This window comes from Algoriphagus hitonicola (assembly GCF_900113375.1).
Classification (GTDB): Bacteria; Bacteroidota; Bacteroidia; order Cytophagales; family Cyclobacteriaceae; genus Algoriphagus; species Algoriphagus hitonicola.
In genome coordinates, this window is record NZ_FOPC01000008.1 from 189,822 (window position 1) to 202,767 (window position 12,946).

The following is a 12,946-nucleotide window of genomic DNA, read 5'->3' on the forward strand; positions in this document are numbered from 1 at the left end:
CTGAATTAAAACGTAATGAGTAATTTCTAATTCAATCAACCACCAATTTTACTATGAGAAAAATATTACTTCTCGGAATAATTCCAATGCTGTTATTTGCTTTGGTTATTCCAAATACCAAAGCTCAAAATGTACCGGATCCAGAGATTTATAAAGCTTTGGAATGGCGACTTGTCGGACCTTTTCGTGGAGGTCGAGCGGATGGAGTCACCGGGGTACCGGGATCAGATCATTCGTATTATTTTGCCTCTACTGGTGGAGGCGTGTGGAAAACAGTGGACTCCGGCCGAACATGGAAATCTGTCTCCGATGGATTTTTTGGAGGTTCTATCGGCGCGGTAGCCGTTTCTCAAAGTGATACCGCTGTGGTTTATGCAGGTGGGGGAGAAAAGACCGTCCGAGGAAATGTTTCCTTTGGTTATGGGGTTTGGAGATCTGCAGATGCGGGAAAAACCTGGGAAAGGGCAGGACTGGATAAAAGTCGATTTGTCTCCCGTCTTCGTATTCATCCCGAGGACCCCAATACGGTTTACGCAGCTGTTTTGGGCGATATTTTTAAGCCCGATCAAACCAGAGGAGTTTACAAAACTACGGATGGAGGCAAAAATTGGAAACAAGTGCTTTTCGCTGATGATCAATCGGGAGCAGTGGATTTGATTCTGGATCCAAACGATCCGAACGTGCTTTATGCGACGACTTGGGAGCTGAAGCGGACACCGTATTCCCTGGAAAGTGGTGGTGCAGGATCCAAAATGTATAAATCTACCGACGGGGGAGAAAACTGGGAAGATTTGACCGAAAAAGAAGGATTTCCAGAAGGACTTTTAGGGATTATGGGTATCACCGTTTCTCCGGTTAATTCTGACAGACTTTATGCCATTATTGAAAATGAAAATGGAGGTGTATTCACCTCCAAAGATGGCGGTGAAACTTGGGAGAAAACCAATGATGACCGAAGTCTTCGGCAGCGAGCGTGGTACTATACTCGGATCTATGCCGATACCCAAGACGAAGAGACTGTTTATGTACTCAATGTAAGCTACCACAAATCCACTGACGGTGGTAAGAAGTTTAAAGGAGCCAATGCGCCTCATGGAGATCACCATGATTTATGGATTGACCCTGAAAATAATCAACGAATGATTATTGCTGATGATGGAGGAGCTCAGATTTCTGAAGATGGAGGCAACAATTGGTCATCGATGATGAATCAGCCGACAGCTCAATTTTATCGGGTGACGACGGATAATTCTTTCCCATATCGAATTTATGGTGCCCAGCAGGATAATTCCACCATGCGAATTCGTCACCGCGTAGCCGGGGGCGGAGGAATCTCTGAGGATGATTGGGAACCTACAGCAGGAGGAGAAAGTGGCTGGATAGCACCTGACCCGACAGACAATGATATCGTTTATGGTGGATCGTATGGTGGTTACCTCACCCGTGTTGATCATAGAAATGATATCACGCGCTCTGTGAATGTGTGGCCAAATAACCCGATGGGACATGGAGCCGAGGATATGAAATACCGCTTCCAGTGGAATTTTCCGATTTTCTTTTCACCGCACAATCCAAAAATGCTCTATACGACATCTAATCGTTTTCACCGATCTACGAATGAAGGGCAGAGTTGGGAAGTATTCTCTCCGGATTTGACCAGAAATGACCAAAGTAAACTCGGACCCTCTGGAGGACCAATCACCAAAGACAATACTTCGGTAGAATATTATGCGACTATTTTCACCGCAGCAGAATCTCCAGTGAAGGCAGGGGTGATTTGGGCTGGATCAGATGACGGTTTGGTGCACGTAACCACAGATAATGGTACCATTTGGCAGAATGTAACTCCTGCCGAAATGCCCGAATGGCTTCAAATCAATAGTATCGAAGCGAGCCCATTTGATCCGGCTGAGGCTTATTTTGCCGCTACTGGATACAAGAGCGGGAATTATGAACCTTATCTCTACAAGACCAAGGATTATGGAAAGACCTGGACCAAAATCACCAGCGGAATCGATCCTGAGCACTTCACACGGGTAGTTCGGGCAGATCCAGAAAAGCGGGGAATGCTTTATGCAGGGACAGAAACCGGTATGTATTACTCCAAAGATGATGGAGCTTCTTGGCATTCACTTCAGATGAATCTGCCGATTGTGCCGATCACGGATTTGACGATTAAGGAAAATAATTTGATTGCGGCAACTCAAGGTCGTTCATTTTGGATAATTGATGATTTGACCGTCCTTCATCAGGCTGAGCCTGGATTCGAAGAGAAGGCGCTTCACCTATTCAAGCCTCAGGATTCCTATCGAATTGATGGCGTGAGGAGAAAATCATTAACTCAGGGATCAAATCGGCCAGGTGGTGTTTTGGTTTATTACTTCATGAAAGAAGAGCCCAAGGAAGAGTTAAAAGTTGAGTTTTTGGATAATGAAGACCGGATTCTTAGAACCTTCTCTACAGCAGGCTACAACGGAGACACGCTAAAAGTTAAGCCGGGAAGCAATGAATTTAACTGGAATCTGAGAGTTGAAGATGCTGAGGGATTTGATGGATTGATCATGTGGGCAGCTAATTTGAGAGGGCCCAAAGTAGTACCGGGAACTTACAAGGTGAGAATGACGCTCGATGGTGAAACACAGGTTCAGGATTTCAAGGTTTTGGCTGATCCTAGATATCCTTCGACTCAAGCGGACTTGGAGGAGCAGTTTGAATTTTTGATGAATGTTAACAGAAAGCTGACCGAAACTCATCAAACGATTAAGTTGATTCGCCAGTATAGGACTGAATTGGATAGCTTGGACAAGAAAACCAAAGCAATTGAACGAGTACAGGCTGAGATGAAATCTATTGAGGAGACGCTTTATCAGACTAAAAATCGAAGCGGTCAGGACCCACTCAACTTCCCAATTCGACTCAATAATAAATTGGCTCACTTGAATTCTGTAGCCGGAAATGGCGATTTCAAACCCACCGATCAGGCCGAAGAAGTACGGACTGAATTGACGGAGCTCATCGCTGTTCAACTGGCAAAATTCAAAGAACTGGAGCAGGAAGAAATATCAAAACTGCTTAATATTGAAGAGTTGAAAACGAAATTGGATATGAAGAAATAAATGAAAAGCAAAGCCCCAAGTCGTCCTTGGGGCTTTTTTTAATTTGCAGGGTATCGAAGAATACCTTTGATGTATTGGTTTTCAGGGAAGTCTTCAGGCACTGCATGGAAAACCTTTCCACCTGTTTCTATTACTTTTTGGCTCGCCAAATCAAATAAACAATGCGCTCCTTTTTTTTGCGTGTCAAACAGGGTTGTTTTATGATCCTGCGGTGAAAATTTGCCCCATAGATGCTTATGATTCGGATTGACAAATAGAGTGTCTACTGCACCTGTGAGAGCCATTTTAATGAGAGTATCAGGATCATTATCGATCGCAAGCCTTTCGGCCTTTTTAGCTTCAAATTCCTGAAATCGTTTATCTTCATCTTTTCGAAATAAATCACTCGCAAGCTCCCAGGCATTTTGATGGATTTCCATTTGATCCTTTGGGGAAAACGATCCGCTGATATGCCCTTCTTGTAGATTACCATAATTGCTGGCCTGACGATATAGGGGAATCAGATAATCCACACCAGCCAGAAATAAGGGGAGGGGATTTTGATTCAATTTGGGTTCGAGCATAGAAGACATTCGATGAAAATAATTTAATATGGTCACCTTTTTTTCCTCGTCCGAACCCCCAGCATGTCCGTGAAACATCGCTCCCGCATTTCCCACACCTCCTTTTCCCTGAAGGTGTGCTTGGTTTTCGTCTATTTCTTCTTCAGCGGTATAGGACAATGCTACCTCCTCAGAATCCAGAATAATTTCTTGAATGACATCTCGGGTTGCACAATAAAGGTGAATTTTGTCCAAGTTCAGCAACAAAATATAAAACTGACCATTTCCGTTGATAGCCGGGATCAGGGGAAAAGTCAGCGGTCGCTCTCCGATAAAATGAGAGGCTTTTTCAAGCGAAAGTGGTAGCCGGATACTTTTCATTTCGTCTTCATAAATATAGAGAGTTAACATGTCAGAGTTGTGCTGCCAAAACTCAAAATTATCCAGTAGCTCATGGGCTGGATTTAGGAGTTTATCGATTTGTTTCTTTTCCATATTCCAAATCTCCTGAAGTTTTGATTTAATCTCCTTGAGTTGGTTTTTCAATTGAATCATATCTTCTCTATAGCCATCCGAACTTTGTCGAGAGGTAGGAAGAAAAATAGATATAACCGGGTTGGACTCTATTTTTGTTAAGTCCAGGAAATCTTGTTTTGCGAAAATTTTCATGATTTTTTAGGCTTTATTTTATTCTAAATTTTTAATTCCAGAAATAAATAATGTACTAAAAAATAACTACAAAATCAAATTTAGAATTAATAAAATAGGTAAAAAATAATTCAAAAATCGACCCGTTGGATTCTTTTATTTTTCTAAAAACCTGATTTTTAACTTCTTAATTCATTCAGGCAAGAAATTAAAGGATAAGATTCAGGATCAAAATTTTGAAAATCAAAAAATTCGATAACTCTTGATCTGTTCGAAAAACTGAATGGCACTTTCAGGAGAAATAACCAAAATGAAAATAATTCCGAATAAGGCCCCATAGAGGTGCGCATCGTGGTTGATGCCATCATTGTCTTGCTTTCCTTTGGTGTAGGAATAAATCAAAAAGAGTGCACCCAGGATAAATCCTGGGAGGCAGATGATCCCAAAAAGACAAATATCTGCCAGTGGCATAATAATAATGCTGGAAAAAACCGTAGCGGCTGTACCCCCTGAAGCGCCTAAAGCCCGATAATAGCTGTTGTCCTTATTTTTAAGATAGGTAGGAATATCCGCTATGATGATTCCCAAAAGATAAAAAACAATGAATACCAGCCCGCCGGTGATTACTCCAAACTGATAGGCTAAAAACTGTTCCACGACCCTTCCAAAAAAGTAGAAGGTGAACATATTGAATAGCAGGTGGATGTAGTCTTTGTGGATCAATCCGGATAGGATAAATCGGTCCCATTGATTTTTCCGCTTGATCTGATATGGGGTAAACATCCAGCGTTCGATAAAACTGGAATTATTAAAACCGATTAAGCTGGTGATCACGGTTAGGATGATCACAAGGGTAGTGATGGAAAGAGTCATGCTTATTTTTCTCTATGGACGAGATCTTGAGTAATCGAAAGTAAAGTCTCGTGATAATCAGGGTTTTTGAAGGAAATGGACTCAAGTTGATCAAATCCCTTGCTGAAATAGAAGTTCATTTTCTCTTCCGTGAGTTTTCGGATTCCGAGCTTTTCATACAAGGCTGTGACGGCATTGACCTTTTGGGTCTTGTCAAATTCCTTTAGCGAAAGCCAGGTATTTAATTCCATGAGATCTTGGCCTTTGGCAGCTTCGAGCGCTTTGATCAGCAGGAAAGTCTTCTTATTTGAAATGATGTCTCCACCCACCTGCTTTCCGAATTTGGCCTGATCGGCAAATACATCGAGCAAATCATCTTTCAACTGAAAGCCGATCCCGATATTGACACCAAATTCATACAAAAGTTGACTGTCTCGGGAAGGGGCTCCGGCAAGAATAGCCCCAAGCTGCAATGCGTGGCCGAGGAGTACGGCTGTTTTGAGCCGAATCATGTTGATATACTCACTTTCTTCCACTACCGTCAAACTTTCAAAATTCATGTCCAGCTGCTGTCCTTCGCAGACTTCAGCGGCAGTTTGATTAAATAGGCGAATAATTTCTGGGAGGTACTGATGATCAGATTTGAGCAATAAATCATAAGCTCTGACCAGCATCACATCGCCGGATAAAATGGCCACATTAGGGTTCCATTTTTCATGTACCGTGGCTTTGCCTCTGCGCAGAGGGGCTTCATCCATGATGTCGTCATGCATCAGGGTGAAGTTGTGAAAAACCTCAATTGCCGCTGCCGGACCTAGGATTTTTTCAGGATCATCCTGATAGAGTCCATAGGAAAGCAGGGCCAAAAGCGGTCGAATACGCTTTCCGCCAAGACTGAGAATGTATCTGATGGGTTGATAAAGTTCTTTGGGGGATTCTCCAAAATTCTCTTCCGCAAGGAAGTTTTCCAGGTTAGTTAAAAGCTCGTGAGCGGGACTTTTTTTCGTCATTGTCTGCAAATTCCAAATCGATTGTTCTTCGGTCAATATCGGTGTTAACTACCCGGACCATCACTTTGTCACCCAAAGTGATCATTTTTTTTGATCGGGATCCGATCAAGCGCATATTTTTCTCGTCAAAATCGTAGTAATCATCAGTCATATCCTGCACTCGAATCATGCCTTCGCATTTGGTTTCGGTGATCTCGACAAAGACTCCCCACTCCGTGACTCCGGAGACGATTCCTTCGTAATCTTTTTCCTCTGCCAAGGACATATACTCTACCTGCTTGTATTTGATAGAAGCTCTTTCGGCATCCGCAGCACGTTTTTCTCTTTCAGAAGAATGCACACATTTTTGTTCCCAAGATTCCGGATCCGGAGATTTTCCTCCATCAAGATAATGCTCCAATAATCGATGCACCATCATATCAGGATATCTTCTGATCGGAGAGGTGAAATGAGTATAGTGCGCAAAAGCCAATCCAAAATGGCCTTTGGGTTCGGTCGTATATTTTGCTTTGGCCATACTTCGAATAGCCAGCTGCTCGAGTACATTTTGTTCGGGTTTTCCCTGGATTTCGTCCATGAGTTTGTTTAGTCCTGCCGAAATTTTGGTTTCTCCGATTTCGATTTGATGGCCAAATCGCTTCGCGAAATTGGAGAAGGTTTCGAGTTTTTCGGGATCCGGGGAATCGTGAGTTCGATAGACGAAAGTATCTGCCCCACTTCGCTTTTTGAAAATAAATTCGGCCACATATTTATTGGCCAAAAGCATAAATTCCTCGATCATCTTATGAATGTCTTTTCGCTCCTTGACCATTAATCCCAGTGGGGTTCCCTTTTCATCCAGTTTGAATTTGACTTCTACGGTTTCAAAATTCACTGCTCCATGATCAAAGCGCTTTTTTCTCACTTTTTTAGCTAACTCGTTCAGGGTAGTGAGCTCTTCGAAAAAGTCACCGGATTGGTCGTCAATATTTTGTTGAGCATCCTCGTAGGCAAATCTTCGATCCGAGTGAATGATCGTTCGGCCGATCCAATGATTATGAATTTTAGCCTGATCGTCTATTTCAAATACACAGGCAAAAGTCAACTTATCCTCATTTGGTCGAAGGGAGCAAAGTCCATTACTTAGCCGCTCAGGGAGCATAGGAATCGTCCGATCCACCAGATAAACGGATGTAGCTCGATTAAAGGCTTCTTTTTCCAGTTCAGTTTTTGGCTTGACGTAGTGAGTCACATCCGCAATGTGAATTCCGACTTCGAAATGACCGTTTTCCATTTTTTTAAAGGAAATCGCATCATCAAAATCCTTGGCATCTACGGGATCAATGGTGAACGTAGTGATATCCCTATAATCCCGACGAGATTGGATTTCCTTCTTCGAAATTTCCTCTGAAATAGCATTGGCTTCCTGATCGGGCTGCTCTGGGTATTCAAAAGGTAGCCCAAATTCAGCCATGATTGAGTGAATTTCCACTTCATGTAAACCTGCTTTTCCCAAAACCCGGGTGACTTTTCCGGTGGGGTTTTTGTCTCCCTCGCGCCATTCAGTAAGTTTGACGATGACTTTTTCATTGTGCTCTGCACCCATCAAGTCTCCGCGATGCACAAAGATGTCCTTATGCATTTTTTTGAAATCCGGAACTACAAAGGCGAATCGGGGTGAGATTTCGACTCGGCCGACAAATTCATCCCGATCCCGTTCGAGGATTTCAAGGACTTTTCCTTCTACCCGGCCAGTGCGTCCCTTAGTTGGATAGACCATGATGCGTACGCGGTCTCCGTCGAGGGCCTGCTTAAGATCGGCTTCTTTGACCAAAATATCCCCATCCGATACCTTGGGGTCATCCGGGATGACGTAGGCAAATCGGGGATTGACATTGTCAACCGTGCCGGTGATGAATCCTGGCTCCTGATTGGATGAAAAATAATTTCGGGGAGTTTTGGAAATCGATCCGTTTTCCACCAGTTTGTGAAGGATGGGTTCTACACCTCCTTTGGTGATTGAGTCTCTGATTTCCAGGCTTTTAATAATTTGTTTAGGGTTGAATTCTTGACCAAAGTTATTGTCCAAAAATTGTAAGATTCGACGAGCAAGTGATGCTGCATCGGTTTGTTTATTGCCTTTTGGGCTGTTGGATTTTTTCCGGTTGGATTTTCTTCCCATAGCGTGGGTGATTGAATGGTTTAAGGTAAAAAGATTATGGTCTGTACCCTTTATTTTTTATGTTCTTTTTTTAATTCTTCGAGATGAATGACTTCGATTTCCATTTCGTCAAGTTGAGGATGCATGGCCAGATATACCCGGGCGGTCACTTCCACATCGCGGGCGCAGTATTTTTTGATTTTTTCTAGGTCATTTTCCAAATGAAAAGTCGCATTGACCTGACTGCCGTCCAAGTCATCCTTGGATGAAGGGATACCAAAAACAGAGGTGAGTAATTCGAGTCGGGTGTAGTGCTTATAATCCCCAAATTTCCAAAGCTCCATGGTGTCCAAATGTCGGACTTCCCAAGGTTTTTTTCCAGCGATTTGCAAAGGCTCCGGTAGTGGAACCCCCTGAATCAGCATTCGGCGGCAGAGGTATGGAAAATCGAATTCTTTCCCATTGTGGGCACAGAGAATCCATTTTTTCTTCTCCAATAAGGCAGAAAAGTCCACCAAAAGTTCCCGCTCCTCAGCAGCGGAAAAAACTTTGGATCGGAAGATCAGCTTTTTGTCCTTTTTTTTCCATTGGAAATAACCGACTCCCACACAGACTACTTGGCCAAATTCAGCGTGAATCCCCGCCCGATCAAAGTAGAGCGAACCTGGTTCGATTTTACCATCATCATCAGATTTGATCAGCCGTTCTTTTTTTACCCATTCTTCCTGAAGTCGCTCGTTGAGTTCTTCAAATTTCGGGGTCAAAGATGCCGTCTCAATGTCTAAAAAGAGAATGTCTCCAAGTTGCTCAAAAAAGTCATTCATGGTTGGTTCGTTAACTATGTAAGACCCCTTCGAGTCCTAGTTCGGGGATGACTTGCCGCAGTGAGGGGTCAAAACTGCCAGGAGTAAAGATAAACTTTTTGTCAAAAATCTGATCCATTATGTAGTAACTCACCCAAAACTCGTTGTTCAGCGTGAAAACTGCCGGATCGATGGGCTCGACTTTGGCCACGCACTGTGGCCCCAATTCCTCGATCATGTGGCGAAGCGTGGAAGTTTTTCGTTTTTCCCCGTCGATTTCTCCATATCCACGAGAGGTAATCATGACGGTTTTTAGCTCGATCAGGTTGAGGTTGATCATATAAACCGACCATTCTTCTCCTGATTCGGTTTCTTCTTTTGCAATCGCCAATTTGACGCCTGTAACTGGAGAGAAATCAATATCTTTTTTCATAAATCAACTAGTTTGATCCGTTTCGACAAAGTCCATTTCGAAAAGGTCTCCTATGTGTTTTTTCAAATGAGCCTTGACTTCGGCTTCGTTTACAGCATGCCCCAGCTCCAGATGTAAGGAAGTGACGGCTTTGTCGTCAATACCGCAGGGAATGATGTGTCCGAAATATTCGATGTCCGCATTGAGATTAAAAGCAAATCCATGCATGGTTACCCATCTGCTGGATTTGACGCCCATTGCGCAGATTTTTCGGGGATTTATTTGTGTAATATGATCCAGCCAAACTCCTGTCAATCCGTCGATTCGACCTGCTTCTACCCCGTAATCCGCCAAAGTCAAAATAATGGCCTCTTCCAAAAGGCGAAGGTATTTGTGAATATCGGTAAAGAAATTGTCCAGGTCCAAAATCGGATAGCCAACCAGCTGTCCGGGTCCGTGATAGGTGATGTCCCCGCCGCGGTTGATTTTGTAATAAGTCGCCTGATGTGTTTTTAGTCCGGCTTCATCGAGCAGCAGATTTTCTTCTTTTCCGCTCTTTCCCAAGGTGTAGACGTGGGGATGCTCGACAAATAGCAGGTAATTAGGTGTGGAAACTTGTTCCTCTGTAGGAAGTTTTCGATTCTGAATCTTAAGGCTGACGGTTTCGCCAAAGAGTTTTTCCTGATAGTCCCAGGCTTCCTGGTAATCCATTCGGCCCAAATCTCGGAATTCTACTTTTTTATTGATAATTTCATTCATCTGCAGCACATCAGGTGACTTGATTTCAACTCCTGATTCGTTGAATTCGTTCTTCGATTTTTCAAAATTAAACATTATTCCAAGATGGCAGAGCATAATGAGATCGGTAAAAAAGCGGAAGAAATGGCCGCGGATTGGCTTCAGGGAAAGGGCTATGAATTAATCGAGACCAACTACCGGTACAAACACGCCGAAATTGACCTGATTATGAAGTATCGCGGTCTGTTGATATTCGTGGAGGTGAAATATCGGTCGGGGACGGGTTTTGGTTATGCGGAGGAATTTGTGGATTACACCAAAAAGAAACTCCTCGTCAAAGCTGCCGATGCCTACATTCATGAAATAGAATGGCATAAGGATATACGATTTGATATCGTGGGCGTGTATCGGGATCGAACCGGAGCGATTAATTTCAGACAGTTTGAAGATGCATTTTATTGATTTTGAGCTCTCGGGCTTCGGTAAATCAAATTTCCCTCATCATCCCATTCTGCTCGAATGTAGGGTTTGAAATCATCATTAAACGGTTCTCCCTGATATTGAATTTCACGCTTTCGGATGGCTTTGGTATTGGCAGTGTCCCAATACTCAGTCCACAATCCTACTTTTTCTCCGTATTGATATTCTCCGGTGACAGCTACTTGCCGGTCTTCGTAAAAGTGATAGAAATTCCCTTCTTCCAATCCGTATTGAACCGGAATGATTTTCTCGATGGTTTTGGATGAACGATTGTAATAGGTTACACGGGATTCGCGAGGCCAGCCTTCTTCGTAATGATTTTTGTCCTGAAGCACATTTTGAGCATCAAAGAGCATCCAAGTGCTATGTTTGGTGCCGTAATAAAACATTCCACTTTCCACGACCACTTCATTGACTTGTCGCTCGTAGGGTCCGTGTAAGAGGTATCCAGCTCCCGAAGTAAATCCCGATGAGCGGATAGTTCGCTCTCCCTGATCAAACCAATAGACATCCCGGATATAGGGGTCCGGCTGTCTGGTAGCGTCCGTGTAATTAAAAATATGATATATCTCTTGACCTCGGATATTTTCCCGGATAAAGCCTCTTTTGGTTTTGATCCCAAACCAGATATTTTTTTTGGCTTTTTTCTTTTTTGCCTTTTTCTCCTCTTTTTCTTTCGAATCATCAAAAAGCAACAAAGGCATCGTGGTGGGCAGAAGACTTTTGTCCACTACGCCTGAGGAATCCGGGTCGGTCTTTTCCTCGGTTTTTTTGTCTTGCTTTTGAGCATGACTATAACCTGTGGTGACTAGTAATAAAAGGAAGAGTAATCGAACTCGCTTCATGTATGCGAAAAACGAAATTTTTTACGGTGTATTTTATTCAAAAATAACATTTCATCATCAATTCTCCCGCTTTGTTTAAAATTTATAATCTTCTGCCTATTTTTGAGGAATTTGTAATAAAATCCCAAAAATAATGAATTCTATTCTATCAGATCGCATCTTGAATATGGAGGAATCAGCAACCCTAGCCATGGCAAAAAAAGCTCGGGAACTGAAAACTCAAGGTATTGACATCATTGGGCTGAGTCTTGGCGAGCCGGATTTCAAAACTCCCAAACACATTCAGGAAGCTGCAAAATCCGCGATCGACGAGGGGAAATACTTTTCATATCCTCCCGTGGCCGGATATCAGGATCTGAGAGAAGCTATCGCAAAAAAACTTCGCGTAGAGAATAACATTTCCGAAGCTAAAGCCGAAAATATCGTAGTATCGACCGGTGCAAAGCATTCGATCGCCAATACTTTTATGTGCCTAATCAACGAAGGAGATGAAGTGGTGATTTTTTCACCGTATTGGGTAAGCTATGCCGAAATCATCAAATTGGCCGGAGGCGTCCCCGTATTGATCGAAGGAACTTTGGAGAATAATTTCAAGGCTACTGCTCAGCAACTAGAAGAAGCAATTACCGATAAAACCAAAGCGGTGATCTATTCCTCTCCCTGCAATCCTACTGGATCAGTTTTCAGCCAGTCTGAATTGGAAGCGATTGCCGAAGTGGTCAAAAAGAAAGCTGGACTAATGGTCATTGCAGATGAAATTTATGAGTTGATCAATTTTACGGGCAAAAATTTCAGTATCGCATCCTTACCCGGGATGTTTGAGCGGACGATCACCGTCAATGGATTTTCCAAAGGCTATGCGATGACGGGATGGCGAGTAGGCTACATCTGCGCCCCGGTGGAAATCGCCAAAGCAGTGGAAAAAATCCAAGGTCAATTTACGTCAGGGGGAACTGGAATTGCCCAGCGAGCAGCTCTTGCTGCCATTTCCGGAGATCAAACGCCTTCTAAGGAAATGGCCGATGCCTATTTAAATCGAAGAGCGATTGTCTTGGATCTTCTTCAGGAAATTCCAGGAATCAAAACGCATATTCCCGAGGGAGCGTTTTACTTCTTTCCGGACGTGACCGCGTTTTTTGGCAAGTCCGCCCATGGTCACACGATAAATAATGCAGATGATTTGTGTTTGTATTTATTGGATGTGGCTCACGTGTCACTAGTGACAGGTGCTGCATTTGGAGCAGACAACTGCGTTCGTTTGAGTTACGCGGCTTCGGAGGACGATTTGAAAGAAGCCATGAAGCGATTGAAAAAGGCCCTTGGCGAATTAGCTTAAACTTTTCAACCCCGGTAAACGCCG

11 protein-coding genes are annotated in these 12,946 nt (G+C 43.2%); 3 read left to right on the forward strand and 8 right to left on the reverse strand.

What is annotated here, in order from left to right; all coding sequences use genetic code 11:
* The first annotated feature begins 53 nt into the window (after positions 1–53).
* Positions 54–3,116 carry a WD40/YVTN/BNR-like repeat-containing protein gene (locus BM043_RS12470; RefSeq protein WP_092792124.1) on the forward strand — a complete coding sequence of 1,021 codons (3,063 nt, stop codon included), beginning with the start codon at positions 54–56 and terminating at the stop codon, positions 3,114–3,116.
* A 38-nt stretch (positions 3,117–3,154) separates the two neighbouring features.
* On the opposite strand, the gene BM043_RS12475 is transcribed toward BM043_RS12470, so the two are convergent.
* From BM043_RS12475 to lipB, 7 genes are all read right to left on the reverse strand, one after another.
* A complete protein-coding gene (locus tag BM043_RS12475) occupies positions 3,155–4,327 on the reverse strand; it encodes a baeRF7 domain-containing protein (protein WP_092792126.1) in 1,173 nt (390 codons plus the stop codon).
* Between the two features lie 222 nt (positions 4,328–4,549).
* Positions 4,550–5,179 (reverse strand): rhomboid family intramembrane serine protease, encoded by a 630-nt coding sequence (locus BM043_RS12480; protein WP_092792128.1) that lies wholly within the window; start codon positions 5,177–5,179, stop codon positions 4,550–4,552.
* A gap of 2 nt (positions 5,180–5,181) precedes the next feature.
* Positions 5,182–6,168 carry a polyprenyl synthetase family protein gene (locus BM043_RS12485; protein ID WP_092792130.1) on the reverse strand — a complete coding sequence of 329 codons (987 nt, stop codon included), beginning with the start codon at positions 6,166–6,168 and terminating at the stop codon, positions 5,182–5,184.
* A complete protein-coding gene (gene rnr, locus BM043_RS12490) occupies positions 6,131–8,329 on the reverse strand; it encodes a ribonuclease R (protein WP_092792132.1) in 2,199 nt (732 codons plus the stop codon). The genes BM043_RS12485 and rnr overlap by 38 nt, the downstream gene beginning before the upstream one ends.
* 50 nt (positions 8,330–8,379) lie before the next feature.
* On the reverse strand, positions 8,380–9,132 hold the full coding sequence (locus BM043_RS12495; protein WP_092792134.1) for a 3'-5' exonuclease: 753 nt from the start codon (positions 9,130–9,132) through the stop codon (positions 8,380–8,382).
* Positions 9,133–9,142: 10 nt separating this feature from the next.
* Positions 9,143–9,544, reverse strand: a complete 402-nt coding sequence (locus BM043_RS12500) for a hypothetical protein (protein ID WP_092792136.1) — start codon at positions 9,542–9,544, stop codon at positions 9,143–9,145.
* 3 nt (positions 9,545–9,547) lie between these two features.
* Positions 9,548–10,282: a lipoyl(octanoyl) transferase LipB gene (gene lipB / locus BM043_RS12505; protein ID WP_092792190.1), complete on the reverse strand. Its 735-nt coding sequence runs from the start codon at positions 10,280–10,282 to the stop codon at positions 9,548–9,550.
* Between the two features lie 84 nt (positions 10,283–10,366).
* On the opposite strand from lipB, the gene BM043_RS12510 reads away from it, so the two are divergent.
* Positions 10,367–10,723: a YraN family protein gene (locus BM043_RS12510; protein WP_092792138.1), complete on the forward strand. Its 357-nt coding sequence runs from the start codon at positions 10,367–10,369 to the stop codon at positions 10,721–10,723.
* Here the strand turns inward: BM043_RS12510 and BM043_RS12515 are convergent.
* Positions 10,717–11,586, reverse strand: coding sequence for a toxin-antitoxin system YwqK family antitoxin (locus BM043_RS12515; RefSeq protein ID WP_092792140.1), 870 nt, complete (start codon positions 11,584–11,586; stop codon positions 10,717–10,719). The genes BM043_RS12510 and BM043_RS12515 overlap by 7 nt on opposite strands.
* A gap of 133 nt (positions 11,587–11,719) precedes the next feature.
* On the opposite strand from BM043_RS12515, the gene BM043_RS12520 reads away from it, so the two are divergent.
* Positions 11,720–12,922: a pyridoxal phosphate-dependent aminotransferase gene (locus tag BM043_RS12520; protein ID WP_092792142.1), complete on the forward strand. Its 1,203-nt coding sequence runs from the start codon at positions 11,720–11,722 to the stop codon at positions 12,920–12,922.
* Positions 12,923–12,946: the final 24 nt, after the last annotated feature.